Source organism: Streptomyces sp. NPDC023541, assembly GCF_055559995.1.
Map to the genome: position 1 here is coordinate 21,371 of NZ_JBVHJO010000024.1, position 18,211 is coordinate 39,581.

Here is an 18,211-nt window from a genome sequence, read left to right on the forward strand (position 1 = left end):
GGACGTCACGCGGAAGTTGACGACCGCACCACGTGCACGGGCGGTCGTGGGACGGAGGAGTAGGCACGTCGGCCATGGCTGGTCCTGTCTGTTGTCTCGACTTTCTGTCGAATTCAGGGCAAATAAAGAAACCGCCGTCCACTGGACAGCGGTTCGAAAGTTCAAAGGCCCGTGACGGAGCGCGCGGAGATCCGGAGGAGAGTTACGCATCTCAACGCGCGCTCGACGTCACGGGCCGGCATGCAGCGGGAAAGGCAACCGCCGCATGCAGTCGACGAGGTCCGCGCTGCGCCACTCGCCCGCGCGCGATTTTCCCTCTACTTTCTTTATGGGGGAGCCCCAGCAACGGATGCATAGTGCAGCTATCCCGTACCGGCGCCGCTGATTGCCCCTCCTACTTAGGTTCTGGGGGGCGGTCATCACTTTTGCCGCCAGAATCGACGCGTGCGCAGCCCTTTCGCCCGTTGATTTCGCACGTCAGCGGGATTGACTCCGCTCGGAGCGACGACAGGAACCGTTATCAAAACGTTTTATTGCAGGGTCGCGTGTGAGTTGTGACTCCGCGTGACGAGGCCCCGGGTTCACCCCTCCGGCGCGCGCATCCCACAGGCGGCCCTAGGCGGCCTCCTGGAGCCCCGGAGCCTCCTCTACGGGCTAGCGCCAACCGAGCCACGCAAGCGGCCCTAAGGGCCCTCCAGGGCCGTCGTCGGCTCCCTCGTCGCCACCGTGCCCGCTCGACGTCGCATGGACGCCGCCTCATCGGCCGCCGGGGGCGAATCAGGGTCGAAGTGCCGAACTAGCTGCCATTCTCACTTTCTCTATAGCGCGTTGAAGAGAAAGTTGAAGTAGAGGGGTGGTTTGACCCCCATCGGGCAAAAACGGCCGCTGAGCTGCGGAAACGACCGGGTCAAACTTGGCACCGAATCTGTCCAGTTGGACACGTCGACGGGGTGGCGGAGGAGCAGACCGGACGTATCGGACTCGTCGGCCCGCCACAAACGCCGACGGCCGGACACTCCCACGAAGGGAACGCCCGGCCGTTGGTTACGCAGTGCTACCTACATCGTCACGAACACGTCCGGTCCGTCCGCCCGACGCCCCTCGTCGACACACCCCGCATGTACGGGGAACCACGTCGAGCCGTTGTCGACCGGCTGCATCCATCGGTCGTCTGCTTCCTCGCCGCAGTGGGCGCACGACGTGTCCGTGTGGCGGCAGGTTCCACACAGCACGTCCCCCCGCTCCCCCACGAAGGGGCGCACGTTCAGGGGGAGGTCGCAGAGCTCGCACGACGTCGCGTCCTGCGGGCTTATCGGGCCGTGGACGGGTACGCCGGCCGCGAGTGCCTCTGCGACGAGGACGAGGGCGGTTGTGTCCTCGTCCTCCCAGTCGACGGCCGATACGTAGAGGGCGGCGTATTCGGTGACGAGGTAATCGCTGTGCTCCGCGTACGTCGCGGCCGTCCCGGTCTGGTCCGCCACGTCGAATGCGTAGGCCCGAAGATCAGCGACGTTGTCGTCAGTCGCGACCGGGCCGACTACCAACACGGGGCCGGCGGGCTCGCCGTCAAGGCAGGCGACACATCCAAAGACCTGCCAACCGTCGACGGTGCCGACGGGTCGCATGGGGCGCCGTTCGTTGGCGCAGACGACGCAGGCCACGCCGTCGAGCTGGGGCAGGGTGAGGGCGGATACGTCGACGCCGGGGAGGATGTAGTGCGCGTCTGTCATGATTGTATCTCCTCGCTGATGTGAGGAGCAGGCCCGGGGTTCTTCCGCCAAGTCGATTCCCTGGGCCTGCGCCATGTCCGCCCGCGGATGCGGGACGGTTGTCGTGCTGCTTTGCTACTCGGATTCCTCGCGCCGGATCGCGTCCAACTCTTCCGCCACCGGATCCGCGTGCTCCCCGATCTCGAAGGAAACGCGCGACTCGTCGAGTTTGGTCACTCGCCCCCCACGTCCGCGAGCGGGGCTCACCATGATCCGAACGCCTGCATCGATCATCAGTCGGCGCTTACCTACCTGATCGGCGTCGCTCCAGAGTTCGGCGTACGTCTTGCCAGTACGAATGAGCTCTTCCCTCGGCTCCACACGCGGAGTCTGTTCCAGCTCAGTCATGCGTGTGTTGAGCGCAACCGTCCTCTCCCGCCAGATCTGCAATCCAGACGCAGACGTGTAGTTCCCCTTCTCTTCCTGGTGGGCGCGGAGCTCGTTCATGACCTCCACAAGCTCCGGCCCGGGGTCGTAGCCCGGGTGGCGTACTAGGCGGGTGACCTGCCAGCTGCCAAGACGCTTTAGGAGCTGCTCCTCCGCCCATTCGTCGAGCCAATCGGCCCGCATGGATGCCTTTGCTTCGCACTTCCGGCCACGCGCCAGCGCACGGCACCCATAGACGATGGTCTTACCGCTGTTGGCGCCGTACATGTACATTCGGCCGTCACACGTGGCGCAGTGTGCGACGCCCAAGAGCAGGGCGTTCGTGTCTTTCCTTTCCCGACGTTCGGGCGCCGCCATCGCGGCCACCGCCTCTTTGATCTGCTCGAACTTGTCCCGCTCCACGAGCGGCGGGCCGGCCAGCACCGGCCGCCCGTTGCCGTCACGGACCGGCTTCCCCTGGTGGATGTGGTAGCCGAGCAGTGTGGGGGACGTGGCGACGCTCTTGACTGTCGTACCGACCCACTTCCGCCCGCGTGGCTCCTTCCCCCGCCGCACATTGTCGTGATCGCGAGGCGTGAGAACGCCAGCCTCGTTCAGCTCCATGGCCACGGTGTGGGGCTGAGCGCCGTCGAGGAGATCCGTCATGATCTGTTCCAGGACGCTGACGGCCGACGGGTCGGGGACCAGGGTCAATCCCGGGGCGCCATCGCGCGGGACGGGCCTATAGCCGTACGGCGGGATCCCACCTGGCCAACGACCCTGCGCGCGCAGTGCCGCCCTTGCGCCCGACACGCGCTCAGCGATGGCCTGCGCTTCCATCTGAGCGGCCCATGCCAGCAGGCGGACGATGATCTCGCCCACCCCCAGAGCTGATGACATGTCGAGATCGAGAGTGCCGCCCGCACCCTCAGCGAAGATGATCCGCTTTCGATGCTCTTTCGCCCACCTGGCCAGATCTTCCATGTCGGCAAGCGACCGCACCGCCCGGTCCAGCCGCCACCAAATGATCACGTCGTACTCGTCAGGGCGGCGCAGCCAGTCGCCCAGCTCCGGACGCTCGAACGGAGTGGTTTTCGTCGCCGAGACGTCCAGGTCCGTTGCGTAACCCACGACGCGCGCGCCGATGCGCGCTGCCTGGCCCTCCCCCGACTCCCGCTGACGCAGCGGAGACGTGGTGACGTCCGTCAAGTCGCTCAGACGGACCGCAATCAGGGCTCTGATCTGCGCATACGCGTTCAAGTCGTGCACCTCCCTCATGCCGTTCCCTTGATACGACACTCAATGTAGACGGGATGGCCGGCGCACTTCCTGATCGAGGGGAACAATCCGGCCACCTTCGGGCATCCGGCGTGGTCGCTGCGCGGGGACGCGCAGATGATCCGGATGATGCTGGCCGGGCGGGACGCGGAGCTGGACGAGATCGCCCGGAAGTGGCTCGCCGAGAACCGGTGACCCGGGCCGGACGGCCGTGGCAGACTCCTAACTTCTGACGAGGCGTCAGCTCTTCGGCATGGGAGGGGTCTTGGCACGCACACGTACACCCGTCGTGAGCGGGTGGTTCACCGAGAACGCGCCGGACGGGGGCGGCTTCCGGCTGCTCGGCACCCGGTGCTCGGCCTGTACCGCGGTGTTCTTCCCCCGTGAGGACGCCCACTGCCGCAACCCGCGGTGCCCCGGCGGCGGGGAACTCGCCGAGGTACCGCTGTCCCCGCGGGGCCGGGTCTGGTCCTACACCGACGGGCGCTACCGGCCGCCCGCGCCGTACGTGTCCGACCCGGCCGCGCCCTGGGAGCCGTACACCCTGGTCGCGGTGGAGCTGGAGGCGGAGGGGATGGTGGTGCTGGGCCGGGCCGCGCCCGGGGTCGGAGTCGCCGATCTGGCGGTGGGCATGGAGGTCGAGGTGGTGGGCGGCGTGCTGAACGAGGACGCCGGGACCGCCTGGACCACCTGGCTGTTCAAGCCGGTGGGAGGGGCCGCGTGAGCGCCGAGGTGGCCGTCCTGGGGGCCGGCATGCACCCGTGGGGCAAATGGGGCCGCAGCTTCGTCGAGTACGGGCGGAGCGCGGCGCGGGCGGCGCTCGCGGACGCGGGCCTGGACTGGACGGACGTGGGGTCGGTCGTCGGCGCCGACACCGTGCGTTGCGGATACCCGGGCTACGTGGCCGGCGCCACCTTCGCCCGGGCCCTCGGCTGGCAGGGCGCCCGGGTGACCAGCGTGTACGCGGCCTGCGCGTCAGGGGCCCAGGCGATCGGGGCGGCCCGCGCGCAGATCCTGGCGGGCCTGGCCGACGTGGTGCTCGTGGTCGGCGCGGACGCCGCGCCCAAGGGGTTCTTCGCACCGGCGGGCGGCGACCGGCCGGACGATCCGGACTGGCTGCGGTTCCGTGTGCTGGGCGCGACCAATCCGGCGTACTTCGCGCTCTACGCCCGCCGCCGGATGGCCCTCCACGGGGACACCCTGGAGGACTTCGCCCAGGTCAAGGTGAAGAACGCGGCGGCCGGACGGCTCAACCCGAACGCCCGCTACCGCAAGGCGGTCACCGCCGACGAGGTCGCCGCCTCGGCGGTGGTCGCCGATCCGCTCCGGCTGCTGGACATCTGCGCGACCTCCGACGGGGGCGCGGCGCTGGTGCTCACCAGCATGGACTTCGCGCGCTCGCGCGGCGTGGCCGATCCGGTGCGGATCCGGGCGGTGTCGACGGTGACGCCCACCTATCCGCGGACGGTGCTGGACCTGCCGGACATCGCCACCGACTCGACGACGGCCGTGGGGCCGGCCGCCGGGTCCTTCCGGTCCTCGATCGCGCGCGCCGCGTACGAGGAGGCGGGGCTCGGGCCGGAGGACCTCTCGCTCGCCGAGGTGTACGACCTGTCCACCGCCCTGGAGCTGGAGTGGTACGAGGACATCGGGCTGTGCGCCGAGGGCGAGGGGGCGAAGCTGGTGCGGGAGGGGGCGACGGCCCTGGGCGGGCGGATCCCCGTCAACACCAGTGGGGGGCTGGCCTCGTTCGGGGAGGCGGTGCCGGCCCAGGCCATCGCCCAGGTGTGCGAGCTGACGTGGCAGCTGCGCGGTACGGCCGGGCAGCGGCAGGTGCCCGGCGCGCGGGCGGGGCTCACCGCCAACCAGGGGCTGTTCGGGCACGGGTCGGCCGTCGTCGCCGTGCGCTGAACAGTTCGTGTTGTCCTGGCGCTTGACGGCCCCCGGCGGCAGGTTCACACTCGCTCCACGGTCCCGCACCGCCTCCGGGCCCACGAGACCCCACGTGAGAGCTGCGGCCCGTACCCCAGTCGGCGGGGGTACGGGCCGCGCCCGTGTCGTCGCGCGGACCCGCCCGGTTCAGGCTCCCGCGGACAGGCTCCGGCGCCGCTCGCGGGCCAGGGACATCGCGTGTTCCACGACCCCCACCAGCACGTCCTTCACGGACTCGCGGTCCCGTGCGTCGCACAGCAGCACCGGGACCCCGGGGTCTAGGTCGAGTGCCGTCCGCACGGTCACCACGGGGTGGCGGTCCGCGCCGTCGAAGCAGTTGACCGCGACGACGAACGGGATCGCGCGCCGCTCGAAGTAGTCGATGGCCGCGAAGCAGTCGGCCAGGCGGCGGGTGTCCGCGAGGACCACGGCGCCCAGGGAGCCCTGGGCCAGCTCGTCCCACAGGAACCAGAAGCGGTCCTGTCCGGGCGTGCCGAACAGGTACAGCACCAGGTCCTCGCGGAGCGTGATGCGCCCGAAGTCCATGGCCACGGTCGTGGTGCTCTTGCCCTCCACTCCCCCGGTGTCGTCTACGCCGACGCCGGGCTCGGAGAGCCGTTCCTCGGTCCGGAGCGGTCTGATCTCGCTGACCGCGCTGACCAGGGTGGTCTTGCCCACCCCGAAGCCGCCCGCGACCAGGATCTTCAAGGTCAGCGGCTCGACCGGCGACACCGCGTGCATGGCACCGGTGCGGCTAAAGCGCCCGAAGGCCATCGATCACCTCACGCAGAATGGATTCATCGGGCAGTTCTGCCGGGGGTACCGGCCTGGTCACGTGGACCAGTTCCTCATCGACCAGGTCGCCGATGAGGACGCGTACGACCCCGACCGCGAGGTCGAGGTCGGCCGCCAGTTCGGCGACCGACTGGGGCCGTTCCCGGCACAGCCCGAGGATGTGGGCGTGTTCCGGGGAGAGGGTCATGTCCCAGACCGGATCATCGGCCGCCGGTTCGGCGACGACGAGGGCGATCAGGTCGAGGCGGTGCTGGCCCGCATGGCTGGTCCGGCCGCGGGTCATGGCGTAGGGGCGTACGACGGGACCCGCGTCGTCGTCGAACCAGTGCGGGTGGTCCGGGGTGGACGGGTCGAAGGGCATGCCGGCGGTAGTGTCGGCGAGATGGTCCTGGCCTGGGTCGCTCATGCCTTCCGACTCACCCTCCGGCTGGCAGCCCGGTGCGTGGGGCGGTCGCCAGGTGGTCCCCCACCCGCTTCACCATCAGCGTCATCTCATACGCGACCTGGCCCACGTCGGAGTCGGCGTCGGCCAGGACGGCCAGGCAGCTGCCGTCGCCCGCGGCCATGACGAAGAGGAACGCCTCGTCCAGCTCGACCACGGTCTGGCGGACCCGGCCGGAGTCGAAGTGCCGGCCGACGCCCTTGGCCAGGCTGTGGAACCCGGACGCGACCGCCGCCAGGTGCTCGCTGTCCTCGCGGGTCAGGTCCTTCGAGCTGCCCGTGGGCAGGCCGTCGCCGGAGAGGACCACCGCCTTGCGGATGGACCCGACCCGGTCGACGAGCTCGTCGAGGAGCCAGTTGAGCGGGCCGGAGCCGCGGCCCCTGCTGTCGTTGCCGGTCTGCGGTGCGGTCATCGACCGTCCCCTTCGTTCTCGTTCGCGGGACCGCCGGCGGGGAATGTGCCCGCCTCGGTCTCGGACTGCTGCTGTGCGTGCCGGTTGCGGCCCGCCGTCCAGCCACGCTGGAGAGCGGACATGCGCGTGCGTACGTCCTCCGCGTCGCGGTCTGCCACCTGGTCGGGGGCGGCTTCGGCGGGGGCGGACGACGTGGACTTCTTGAGCTGCGGGGCCAGGCTGGCCTGACGGATGCGGCGGGGCAGCCCGCCGGTGTCGGGGCCGACGGCGGGTTCCGCGTCGTCGGATCCGGCCGCGGGGGCGTGCTGCGGGACCGCGGACACCGGGCGGGGGTCCACCCGGCGGCCGTGCTCGGCGACCAGGGTCGGGGTGGGGCGGCGGCGCGGCAGCGGTACGGCTCCCGGGGAGCGGGGGCCGTCGGGGCGGGGGGCCTCCAGGCGCTGGGTGTCCAGCCGGACCGGTCCGGTGGGGGCGAGCGGCTCGCGTTCCCGGTCGCGGTCGCCGTTGCGGGAAGAGCCGTTGCGCAAGGAACCGTTGCGGGTGGAGCCGTTGCGGGTGGAGTCGTTGCGCTCGGCGTGGCGGTCGGTGTGCGGCCGGTCCGCCGGGCGCAGGCCGAGCAGGGCGCTGCGCGGCGTGCCGTTCGGCGGGGTCTCGTCGTCGAGGGTCGCCATGGCCGGGCGGCCGGGGCGGCCGGCGCCCGGGCGGCCCGCGGCGGCGGCCGGATCGTCGTCGAGGGCGGCGGTGTCGTCGAGGGGGCGCAGGCCGTCCAGGCCGCGGCCGTCGAGCGGGGCCTCCAGCTCGACCGGGCCGCGCAGTTCGGCGGTGGGCAGCGGACGGCCGGACGACGCACGCTCCACGGCGGAGGTGAGGGGGCGCTCGGAGTGCGTCCTGCCGATCTGGCCGGCCTTCGCGGCCCTGCCGGATTTGGCCGCCCGGGGGCCGTCCAGCCGTACGCCGCTGCCGCTGGTCTCGGGGGCGTCGGTGAGCAGGGCCGACGGGAGGAAGACCACCGCGGTGGTGCCCCCGTAGGGGCTGGGCTGGAGGACGACCTTGACGCTGTGGCGCTGGGCGAGGCGGCTGACGACGAACAGGCCGAGCCGGTCGGTGTCGGAGAGTTCGAACTCGGGGGTCTCGGCGAGCCGGAGGTTCGCGTCGAGGAGCGCCTCCGGGGTCATGCCGAGGCCCCGGTCGTGGATCTCGAGGGTGAATCCGTTGGCCACGCGCTCGCCGTGCACCTGGACCGCGGTGTGGGGCGGGGAGAACACGGTCGCGTTCTCGAGGAGTTCGGCGATGAGGTGGGTGACGTCGGCGACGGCCGGGCCGACGATGCCCAGGCGGGTGAGGCGGCGCACCTCTATTCGCTCGTAGTCCTCCACCTCTGCGACGGCGGCCCGTACGACGTCCATGAGCTGGACGGGCTTGCGCCACTGGCGGGAGGGGGCGGCTCCGGAGAGGATCACCAGGCCCTCGGCGTGGCGGCGCATGCGGGTGGTCATGTGGTCGAGGCGGAAGAGGTCGGCGAGCTCCTCGGTGTCCTCGGTGCGGCGCTCCATGGTGTCGAGGAGAGTCAGCTGGCGGTGCAGCAGCACCTGGTTGCGGCGGGCCAGGTTGACGAAGACCTCGGAGACGCCGCGGCGCAGGTCCGCCTGCTTGACGGCGGCCTCGACGGCGGCCCGCTGGAGGGTGTTGAGGGCCTGGCCGACCTGGCCGACCTCGTCCTTCTCGTATTCGAGGTGGGGCGCCTCGGTCTCGACGTCGACGTGTTCGCCGGCGGCCAGGCGCCGCATGACGCTCGGGAGGCGGACGCCGGAGGCCTCATGGGCCTCCTTGCGCAGCCGGGAGAGGTCGCGGACCAGGTCGCGGCCGATGCGCACGGACAGGACGAGGGACACGATGAGGGCGAGGAAGCCGAGGAAGCCGGCGGCGGCGGCCTGGATCATGACGTCCGTGGCCACGGGCTCGATGCGCCGCTGGTAGCGGTCGCCGGCGTCGGTGTTCATGTCCGCGAGGTCGTCGAGGACCTTGGCGGAGGCCTCGTCCCACTGGGCGGCGGTGAGGTTGCGCGGCTTGTTGACAGCGCCGCCGGAGATGAAGCGTTCCTCGGCGTCGCGCAGCGGCTGGGTCTGGGGGTCCTTCCAGAACTGCTCGAAGCGCTCCCGGTCGTCGGCGGGGAGGGTCACGAGGTTGAACTCGTAGAGCAGGGAGCGGTTGGCGGCGAAGTCGGAGACGCGGCGGACGTCGCCGGCGCTGATGTTGCGCGCGGCGAGGGCGGAGGCGATCACGGCGTCCTCGCGGGAGAGCAGCTCGCGGGCGCGGCTGATGCCGACGAGCGCGCGGCCCTCCTTGTCGACCTCGACGTTGTCGAGGCCGTGGAGGTTCATGAGGAAGTCGTAGCAGGGGTCGACGAGCCGGTTGTAGAGCTCCAGGGCCTGACCGGGGTCGAGGGCGTTCTGGTCGACGGAGCGGCGCATGGAGCCGATGCCGTGGAAGGCGGAGACGATCGAGCGCAGGCGCTGGGCGCTCTGCGGGCTGAGCTCGTCGACGACCTTGGGGTCGCGGGCGCTCACGCTGATCTTCTCGACGGCCTGGTCGGTCTCGGCGCGGCGCTTGGCGAGTTCGGCGGTGGCGGTGGCGGCCCGGGGGTCTCCGAGGACGACGAGGGTCTGGCGCCGCTCCTTCTGGATGACGCGGGCGACGTCCTCGACGGGGTAGCCGACCTTGTCGATGACGTAGGCCACGTCGAAGAGCTGGAGGGCCTGGCGGCCCGTGATGACTGTGGCGAAGCCCCAGAGGGCGGTCAGGGAGACGAGCGGCACAAGGAGCAACGCCACGATCTTCCGGCGGATGGACTTCCCGCGAAAGCGCATGGCCTCCCCAGCCTCCCCCAGGTCAACCCCGTTGCCGGGGGTCGGTGTTCCGTCATTTAAACGGCGTGAGCCTACTACTGCTGGGGAGTAGGTTCGAAGGCGTGTCCGGACGTTTTCGGCCTGACCCCCTGAGGAAGATCGCCAGTTGTCCGACACTTCCGGTCAAGTGCAGCCCGATATGTGGCAGATGACACTTGGTGAGGCGTCAAATCGCGCAGGCTGATGGATGGCTGGAATTATTCGTTCCGCGATCTTCGAGGCCCTTGGAAGCATCCGGCATTCGGGAATCTCCAGGGACCGCCGGACGTCTGTCTGTACGAGGGACATGTCGGGGTAGACGTGTGGGGTAGGCATGGCGGACCGCGTGGGGAGTGAGCGGACCATGAGCAGTGACGAGGGCGGCGGCGCCGGTGCGGCGCGGCGCGGCCTGTGGGTGGAGGAGCCGGCGCGCCGGCGTCGGATGCCGGACCCGGTGCGGGCTTCGGCGGTGCGGTCGGTGCTGGTCGTGGCCGTGACGCTGACCCAGGCGACGATCACGTTCTTCCTGAGCCTGACGGGCTCCTGGATGGCCTTCCCGATGGTGCTCGGCTCGGTCGCCGCGACCGTCTTGGCCACCTGGGCCGTGCTGGACGTGTGGATCACCCGGCAGACGTGGAACCAGCGCTACGGGGTCGTCTCGGAGCCGAGCAGCACGGCGCGGTTGCGCCGCCGCGAGGCCCGCCGGGCGGCCCGGGCCGCGCGGGCGGCGCACAAGCTCGCCGGGCCGGTCCGAATAGCCCGCGAGGACGGGCCGCTCGCGGGGTTCGGCCGCCGCTGAGCGTCCCGACGGGGCACGCCGTGCGGGCCGGTGGCCCCCCTGCGCCGAAACGGCGCAGGGGGGCGCCGCCCGCGGCCCGTCAGGCGGTCGGCGCGGCGCTGCGGCGGAACATCCGGGTGGCGGTGATCTCGCCGTGGATGGCCTCCCCCTCGGGCGACTGCTGCGGCAGGCCCGGGCGCAGGTGCTCCTCGACGCTGATGTACTTCAGGCCCGCCCGCAGGTCCGCGTCGTTGCGCAGGCGGATCACCAGCGGGAACTCGGCGAGGGCGGTCGTGTCGAAGAGTCCGGTCGTGTACAGCAGTTGGACGCCGAGCGCGTCGGACACGGCCCGCTGGAGCTCCAGCAGGTAGGTGGCGTTCGCGCGGCCGATCGGGTTGTCGAGGAACAGCGTGCCCGCGTGCCGGTGCTTGTCGCGGCCCCGGTCGTTGCTGCGCAGCGCCGCCATCGTGCAGTACAGCGCGATCGCCGCGGTCAGCAGCTGTCCGCCGGAGAACACGTCGCCCATCTGGCCCACCGGCACCCGTTCGGCGCGCAGCACCGCGTCCGGCTTGAGGATCTCCACGGAGATGCCCTTGGGCTCCAGGGCCGCCTGGACGCCGCGCAGCAGCAGGGACATGCCGTCGCGGCGGCCCTCGCCGAAGGAGGCGCCGCTGTTCTTCTTCACCGCGGTGCGCGTGGCGTCGTCGATGACCTCGCCGAGGCGCTCCGTGAGGGTCGCCTGGTCGGGCTCCTCGAAGCGGATCCGCAGGAACTCCTGCCCGGACCATTCGCCGAGCCCTTCGGGCAGTTGCGAGAGGCGCTGCGCGGAACGGAGCGTGGCCAGGGCGGATTCGACCAGGCCGCGCAGCCGGTCGACGATGCTGTCGCGGTTGCGCTCCAGTTGCGCCAGCTCGTCGGTGAGGACGCGCAGCCGGGGGGCGAAGGCCGCAGCCCAGGCCGCAGCGTGCTCGGGCAGGGCCGAGGCGGGCAGTTCGCGGATCTGCTGGCGCGCGGGGGTGCGTACCTGCTCGTAGCGGGTGGCGTTGGCGTGCCGGACCAGGACGTCGCTCGCCTCGCGCACCGCGGACTCCGCGGCCGACAGGTCGGCGGAGCAGCCGCGCAGGGAGCGGCGGGCCTCGGCGGCCGACTGGCGGGCCTCCTCCAGCGTGCCGTGGTGCGCCACCGGCTCCTGCTCGTCGTCCTGGTGGGTGTGGTCGCGCAGCAGGTCCCTCAGGAGCGCCGCGGTCTCGTCGAAGCCGCCTGCGCCGTCCTCGGCGGTGCGGTGGGCGCGCAGCAGGTCCGCGTGGGCGGCGCGGGCGCCCTCCACGGCCGCGGTGTGGGCGGCGAGCTGGGCGGTGGCCGTGCGCAGCAGGGCCTGTGCGTGCTCGACGTCCCCGGGGATCAGCTCCTCGGGCAGGTCGGTGTGCGCCTCGCCCTCGGCGGGGGCGTGCCGTTCGGCCTCGCCGCGCAGCCGGCCGAGCTGCTCGCTGGCGGCCGACGCCCGGGTCTCCAGCATCTGTACGAGGGACTCGGCGCGGGCGGCCGCGGCCTGGCGGGACGGGCCGTCGGCGCCGTCGGTGCCCTCCAGGAGCTGGGCGGCGCGGGTGCGCACCTTGTTGGTGAGGCGGTCGAGTTCGGCGAGAGCGGCGCTCTCGTCGCTCTCGGCGCGGGCCTGTTCGGCGCGCAGGTCGGCGCCGACGCCGACCTTCTCGTAGAGCTGGGAGGCGGCGCGGTAGGCCTCGCGGAGGTCGGGGAGAGGCACGCGCGGGCCGTCGTCGCCGTCGGGCAGCTGGTCGGGGGCGCCGGCGATCTCCGCGCGTTCGGCGCGCAGCGCCCGGGCGGTGCGGCGGGCGTCGTCGGCGGCGCGCTGGGCTGCGCGGCGGTCCTCGTCGGCGGCGCGGGCCCGATCGAGGCAGACCTCGGCGCGGGCCTCGGACTCGGCGGCCTCGTCGGCGAGTTCCCGGAGGCGGGCCTGCCAGCCGGCGCGCTCGCGCAGGCGGAAGGCGAGGCCCGCGAGGGCGTCGGCGGCGCGGCGGGCGCGCTGGGCGGTGTCCTGGCGCTCCTCGCGGACCCGGGCCGCGTCGGCGGCGGCCTCGTCGGCCTCGGCGCGTGCGGTACGGGCCTCCGCGAGCTCGGCGTCGGTCTCCTGGGCGAACATCCGGGCGGCGGCGGCCGCCTCGGCGAGCTCGGTGAGGCGGCCGGGCGGGCAGCCGGTGCGCCAGGAGGCGAGCCGGGCGGAGAGCTCACGGTCGCCGGCGAGGCGGGCGGCGAGGTCGCGGATCTCGGTGTCGCGGGCGGCGGCGCGGGTGCGCAGCGCCTGGCGCTCCTCGTCGGCGGCGTGCTCGTCGTGCATGGCCGGGTTCGGCGGCACGAGGAAGACGGCGGTGTCCTCGCCGTCGGGGCCCGCCGGGGGGACGGGCGCGAGCAGGGCTGCGGCCGTGCCCACGGCGACGGTGGAGCGGGGCAGCAGGGCGGCGCCGGAGAGGACCTCGCGGGCCCGGCTGTGGGTGTCGGGGTCGGTGATGACGACGCCGTCGACGAGCTCGGGGCGGGCGGCGAGGACGGCGGCGTGGTCGGCGGGGTCCACGGCCTGGGCGAGGTAGCGCCAGCCGGGGAGCGCGGGGATGCCGTGTTCGCCGAGGTACTCGACGGTGGCGAGGACGTCCGGGCCGGGCGGGAGCAGGCCGCCGTCGCCGAGTGCGCCGAGGATGCGGGAGTCGTCTGCGGCCGCGGTGCGCAGCTCGAACAGCTGGCGCTCGGCCGAGGCGACGCCGTCGGCGAGCAGTTCGCGCAGGTCGTCGGCGCTCCGGTCGAGGTCCTCGGCGGTGAGCAGTCCGACGGCGGTGGCCACCGCGCCGCGGGCGGTGCCCTGCGCTGCGCCGTGCGGGCCGCCGGCGGCTGCCGGGCCCCCGGCGGACGCGCCGGTGGAGCCGTCGCCCGTGCGGGGCGAGGGGACGGATACGTCGGCGGGGTCCACCGCCGAGGGCAGTCCGAGGAGTTCGGCGAGGCGCGGGGACGCGGCGAGCGAGGCGGCGGCTCGGTACTCGGCGTCGTGGGCGGCTTCGGCGGCCTCGGCGGCGTCCGCGGCGCGGGCGGCGGTCAGCTCGGCCCGGGATTCCGCGGCGGCGGCCTCACGGGCGGCTTCGGTGGCGGCACGGGCGGCCTCGCGGGACTCGTCCCAGGCGGCCACGGCGGCCTTCTCGGCGTCCGCGGCGGCGAGGGCGGCGCGGGCCGGGTCGGCGTCGGGGGCGGAGTCGTCGAGCCAGCCGGCACGGACGGCCTCGGCGGTCTCCTGCTGGACCTCGCTGAGCCTGGCCCTGAGGTGCTCGGCCTCGCTGCGGGCCCGCTGGGCGGCCGTGGCCGCGGCGGTGGCGTCGCGGTGGGAGTCTTCTCCGGTGGCCTGGAGGGCCGCGGAACGCTCCTCCTCCTCGTTGGCGAGCCGCTCACCCTCCTCGGCGGCGGTGTGCAGGGCCCGTACGAGTCGGCCCGCGGCGGTGGCGCGGGCGGCCAGGGCCGGGGCGGCGTCGCGCTCGGCCTCCAGGATCGCTGCGGCGACGCGGGCGGAGCGGTCGGCGGCGGCCCGGTGGCGCAGCACGGTCTCGGCGGCCTGCCAGGCGGAGTGCAGGGTGCGGGCTTCGAGGAGTTCGCGGCGCTGGGCGGCGGCTGCCTTGTCGGCGACGGTCAGGGCCAGGGAGGCGTGCCGGTAGGCGAGTTCGGCGGAGACGGCCGCGCTGCGGGTGCGGGCGGACTCGGCGGCGGTGACGTCGTGGGCGGCGGCGGTCACGCGCTGGGCGAGGTCGGCGGCCCGGCCGCGTTCCTCTGCGGCGCGGGCGGACAGCCTGCGGGCGAGGGTGCGCGTGCGGCGTTCGGCGCCCGCGTGGACGTCGCGCAGCCGGGAGCGGGCCGCGGCGGCTTCGACGATCTTGGTGAGGAGGTCCACCGAGCCGGCGGTGAAGTCGCGTTCGGCCATGAGCTCGGCGCGGCGGCCGAGCTTGTTGCCGAAGCCGTGGACGAGGTCGGCGAGGCCGTCCGTGTCGCGGGTGTCGGTGACGGCGCGCAGCAGCAGGTCGGTGAAGTCGGAGTCCTTCTTGACCGCAAAGAGACCGGCCGCCTCGCCCTCGTCGGCGTTCATCTCACGCTGGTAGCGGAAGAGTTCGGGGTCGAGGCCCAGCTCGGTGAGGTGCTCGTTCCAGCGGTCGTGGATCTCCTCGAAGTAGACCTCGAGGTGCGGATAGGCCTTGCCGGCGTCGGTGAGCGCGTCGCGGAAGCCCTTCATGGTGCGGCGGCGGCCCTGGGCGCCGGAGGCGCCTTCGACGGGCGGTCGCACGGCAATTGACTCGGCGACGGGCAGGCTGTCGAGGCTCAGGCCGGGGCCGGGGCGGAAGGAGTACCAGGCCTCGGCGAACTTGCGGGGGTCGTTGGAGACCTGGCGGCCGCGCCATTCGCTGACCTTGCCGACGACCACGCACTCGCCGGTCTGGGTGTGCTGCCACTCCAGGGCCACGTGGCCGCAGTCGTCGGCCAGCAGGAACTTGCGCAGGACGCCGGAGCTGGCGCCGCCGAGGGTGTTGCGGTGGCCGGGGAGCATCACCGAGAAGATCAGCTTGAGGAGGACGGACTTGCCTCCGCCGTTCTCCAGGAAGAGCACGCCGGCGGGCGCGGGGCGGCGCGGTGGTCCGGTCGGCTCGTCCTCGAAGAACTCCGCCTGGGCCGGCGCCGGGTGGGGCACCGGCTCGCCGACTCCGCGCAGGTCGAGCACGGTGTCGGCGTAGCGCGCGCCGGCGGGCCCGATGGAGTAGAGGCGGATCCGGGACAGCTCGTACATGGCGGCGGACTCTCGTGGTGTCTGGGTGAGGCGGGGTCTACGGGGTTCAGGACTCAGGCGTGGAAGGGCAGCCCGGCGTCGGCGGCCAGCTCCAGGTCGTCGCCCTCGGGCGGCGGCAGGAGGGTGGCGGAGCCGTCGCTGACGGGGACCACGCCGAGTTCCAGGAGCTCGGCCATGGCTGAGCTGCCCGCCATGTCGCGGACCTGGAGCTGGTAGCGGGGGGTGGTGCGGTAGGTGCCGCCGGCCTCGTCGCCGGTGCGCTGGAGGAAACCGGAGTCGGTGAGGAAGGCGGCGGCCTTGCCGACGATGCCGGTGGTGGAACCGGCGAGGCGGCGGGCGTCCTTGGTGGCGCCGGTCGCGCTGCGGCGGGCGTAGACCCGCCAGGCGGCCTCCAGGCCGGGGGCGTCGGACGCCGGGTCGGTGTTCTCGCCGAGTTCCTCGGCGCGCTCCTCCAGGCGGCGGCAGGTCTGCCGGACGAAGGCGTCCACGCCGTTGACGGTGACACGGCCGATGTAGCCGTCGTCGGCGAGGTCCTCGGGGCGCGGGAAGGCGAGGGCGGCGACGGCGAGATGGGCGAGGCCGTGCAGGAACCGGTCGGCGGAGTCCGCGGCGGTACGGCGGGCGTAGTCGCCCATCCGGACGGCGAAGACGGAGTCCTCGTCGGCGGCCACGGCCATGCCGGCGCGCGGGGACACCTCCAGGACGACGAGGCCGAGGCCGGTCGCGACGGCGTCGGCGAGGCGGCCGAAGGCGGGCTCCTCGCGGTAGCGGCGCAGCAGTTCGGCGTACTCGGCGTCGCGGGCGGGCGCCAGCTTGGGCTGGAGCCCGAAGGCCACGAGCCGGGCCGCGTCCGCGGCGTCCGCCGGGGTCACGCCCCCGGTGGCGGGCGCGACAGGAGCCGACGGCATGTCGGACTCGCTCCACGCGGGGTGCTCGGCGTGGTGGTCGCTCACGGGTGCGTCTCCTCGGCGGTACGGGGGGGGTGCGGACGGTAGGGGGGTGCGGACGGCACGGGTGGTGGCGGCTACGCGGGCGGCACCCGAGGCAACCCGGCTGCGCCGGGCACCGGGCTCCGCCCGGACCCGCGCCTCGTACGCCGGCGGGGCTGGATTCGCAGCGGTGGTCACGAGGCCTCCGCGCGGTCGGCGGCCATGCCGGCGGCGTCGAGGAGGGCGGTGCCGACGATGAGGTCGGCGCCACCGAACTCGGGGTCGTCGAGCTGCGTGCCGTCGTCCACGGCGAAGAGCAGTCGCTCCTCACCCTGGCGGTACGCGGTGCCCACGGCCGGGCTCGCGGCGTGCACGGCCAGCAGCGCCACCAGGTACGGCAGGTCGGCGTCGCTGCGGCGGGCCTCCGCGAGCAGCCCGGACAGCCGGCGCGGGGCGTCGTGCGGCAGGTCCAGGAGGCCCATCGCGGCGGCGAGCTGCTCCTCGGTGAAGCGGCTGTCGTCCGGGGTGGCGATCAGGTCCGGCTCCGGCATCTCCGCGCCGAGGTGCTCGCGCTCCACCGGCGGGGTGAGCAGGATCTCGACGAGGTCGGCCACCCGCACGGAGACGGGCGTGCGCAGCCCCGTGCCCGCGGCGAAGAAGGCGTCGGTGACCCGGCGCGCCTGCTCCACGGGCAGCGGCAGGACCGGGGCGACGAGCTGGCCGTACAGGTCGATGCCGGTGCGCGGCGCGGGGGCGGCGAAGGCCTGGCGGTCCTGTTCGGCACGGAACAGCGGGCCCGCGTCCAGCAGCCGGGACTGCAGCTGGGTGTGGCGGCGGATGCAGTCCTTGACGATGTCGACGAGCTCGGCGGCGCGGCGCTTGTTCTCCGGTTCCTCGGCCTCGTCGCGCGCCTTGCGGATGTTGGTCAGGATCGCGTTCTCGTGGCGGTAGCGGTCGGCGACGTGGTCGAGGGCCTCGGCGATCATGTCGGGGACGGCCTGGAGCCAGTCCACCGCCCGGACGTTGCGCCGGGTCGCCTCCAGGGTGCGGCGCAGGGTCTCCGCGTACTGCACGGTCCGGTAGCGGGCCTGCTCGGCGGCCAGCTGGGCGTCCGCCAGCCGCCCGCGGCTGATCAGCACCTCCAGCTTGACCTCTGCGGCGATCTGGGCGCTGGTGACGTCGGTGTCGAGGGCTCCGACCAGGACGTTGACGGCCTCGTCGGTGGTGCGCAGGTAGACCGCGCCGCCGTAGGGGACCTCTTCGACCAGCTTGAAGTCGTAGTCCCGGCGGACGTAGACGCCGTCCGGGCCGAACGTGCCGTAGATCGCGCGGAAGCCGCGGTCCACGCTGCCGACGTTGATCAGGTTCTCCAGCACCCAGCGGGCCACCCGCTCGTGCTCGACCGCCGGGCGGGAGGGGGCCTGGGCCGCGACGCGCGGCAGCAGTCTGGCCACTATCTGCTCGTGGTCGGCGCCCGTGTCGAAGTCCATGTTGAGCGTGACCAGGTCGATCGCGGCGAGCGCGACCTCCGCCATCGCGTAGATCCCGTACTCGCCCGCCAGATTGGCCTTGCGTACGTCGAGGTCGTGCAGGGGGGCGGTGCAGGCGAGGGCACGCAGCCGCCGGGCCAGGCCCTCGTCGGCGGCCGGGCCCGGCGCCGGGGACGGAAGGGTCTTCGCCGGGGCTGGGAGAGTCACGGACAAAGACTAGGCGCTGCCACGGACAACATCCCAAACGGCATGGTTCGGCCGGATCGTCCGGCCTTCGCGCCGGCATCCGCATCGGCGGCCGCTTCGGCAG

General features: G+C 73.1%; 12 protein-coding genes and 1 pseudogene. 4 read left to right on the forward strand and 9 right to left on the reverse strand.

Annotated features, from left to right (window positions below):
• Nucleotides 1-1,058: 1,058 nt before the first annotated feature.
• Nucleotides 1,059-1,730 (reverse strand): hypothetical protein, encoded by a 672-nt coding sequence (locus tag ACZ3X1_RS34355; protein WP_467283055.1) that lies wholly within the window; start codon nt 1,728-1,730, stop codon nt 1,059-1,061.
• A 114-nt stretch (nt 1,731-1,844) separates the two neighbouring features.
• Nucleotides 1,845-3,413 (reverse strand): recombinase family protein, encoded by a 1,569-nt coding sequence (locus ACZ3X1_RS34360; protein WP_467283057.1) that lies wholly within the window; start codon nt 3,411-3,413, stop codon nt 1,845-1,847.
• Nucleotides 3,414-3,443: 30 nt separating this feature from the next.
• Between ACZ3X1_RS34360 and ACZ3X1_RS34365 the strand changes: the two are divergent.
• The 3 genes and pseudogenes from ACZ3X1_RS34365 to ACZ3X1_RS34375 form a co-directional block, all read left to right on the forward strand.
• Nucleotides 3,444-3,608, forward strand: a pseudogene (locus ACZ3X1_RS34365) (Mpo1-like protein); the annotation flags it as partial.
• 58 nt (nt 3,609-3,666) lie between these two features.
• A complete protein-coding gene (locus ACZ3X1_RS34370) occupies nt 3,667-4,137 on the forward strand; it encodes a Zn-ribbon domain-containing OB-fold protein (RefSeq protein ID WP_356813505.1) in 471 nt (156 codons plus the stop codon).
• Nucleotides 4,134-5,324: a lipid-transfer protein gene (locus ACZ3X1_RS34375; RefSeq protein ID WP_467283061.1), complete on the forward strand. Its 1,191-nt coding sequence runs from the start codon at nt 4,134-4,136 to the stop codon at nt 5,322-5,324. The genes ACZ3X1_RS34370 and ACZ3X1_RS34375 overlap by 4 nt, the downstream gene beginning before the upstream one ends.
• 168 nt (nt 5,325-5,492) lie before the next feature.
• Here ACZ3X1_RS34375 and ACZ3X1_RS34380 read toward each other — a convergent pair whose 3' ends face one another.
• From ACZ3X1_RS34380 to ACZ3X1_RS34395, 4 genes are read right to left on the reverse strand one after another with little or no spacing between them, the layout of a single operon-like run.
• Complete coding sequence (locus ACZ3X1_RS34380) at nt 5,493-6,119, reverse strand: GTP-binding protein (RefSeq protein WP_030016310.1); 627 nt, start codon at nt 6,117-6,119, stop codon at nt 5,493-5,495.
• Nucleotides 6,100-6,501, reverse strand: coding sequence for a DUF742 domain-containing protein (locus tag ACZ3X1_RS34385; protein ID WP_356813528.1), 402 nt, complete (start codon nt 6,499-6,501; stop codon nt 6,100-6,102). The genes ACZ3X1_RS34380 and ACZ3X1_RS34385 overlap by 20 nt, the downstream gene beginning before the upstream one ends.
• A 55-nt stretch (nt 6,502-6,556) precedes the next feature.
• Entirely contained in the window at nt 6,557-6,994 is a 438-nt protein-coding gene (locus ACZ3X1_RS34390) for a roadblock/LC7 domain-containing protein (RefSeq protein ID WP_030964627.1), read from the reverse strand.
• On the reverse strand, nt 6,991-9,861 hold the full coding sequence (locus ACZ3X1_RS34395; RefSeq protein ID WP_467283063.1) for a nitrate- and nitrite sensing domain-containing protein: 2,871 nt from the start codon (nt 9,859-9,861) through the stop codon (nt 6,991-6,993). The genes ACZ3X1_RS34390 and ACZ3X1_RS34395 overlap by 4 nt, the downstream gene beginning before the upstream one ends.
• A 382-nt stretch (nt 9,862-10,243) precedes the next feature.
• Between ACZ3X1_RS34395 and ACZ3X1_RS34400 the strand changes: the two genes are divergently transcribed.
• Nucleotides 10,244-10,678 (forward strand): hypothetical protein, encoded by a 435-nt coding sequence (locus ACZ3X1_RS34400; protein WP_356813508.1) that lies wholly within the window; start codon nt 10,244-10,246, stop codon nt 10,676-10,678.
• A gap of 79 nt (nt 10,679-10,757) precedes the next feature.
• Here the strand turns inward: ACZ3X1_RS34400 and ACZ3X1_RS34405 are convergent, their stop codons facing one another.
• The 3 genes from ACZ3X1_RS34405 to ACZ3X1_RS34415 form a co-directional block, all read right to left on the reverse strand.
• Complete coding sequence (locus ACZ3X1_RS34405) at nt 10,758-15,482, reverse strand: hypothetical protein (protein ID WP_467283065.1); 4,725 nt, start codon at nt 15,480-15,482, stop codon at nt 10,758-10,760.
• 53 nt (nt 15,483-15,535) lie between these two features.
• Nucleotides 15,536-16,435 carry a hypothetical protein gene (locus ACZ3X1_RS34410; protein WP_467283067.1) on the reverse strand — a complete coding sequence of 300 codons (900 nt, stop codon included), beginning with the start codon at nt 16,433-16,435 and terminating at the stop codon, nt 15,536-15,538.
• 170 nt (nt 16,436-16,605) lie between these two features.
• Nucleotides 16,606-18,108, reverse strand: a complete 1,503-nt coding sequence (locus tag ACZ3X1_RS34415) for a hypothetical protein (RefSeq protein ID WP_467283069.1) — start codon at nt 18,106-18,108, stop codon at nt 16,606-16,608.
• Between the last annotated feature and the right edge of the window lie 103 nt (nt 18,109-18,211).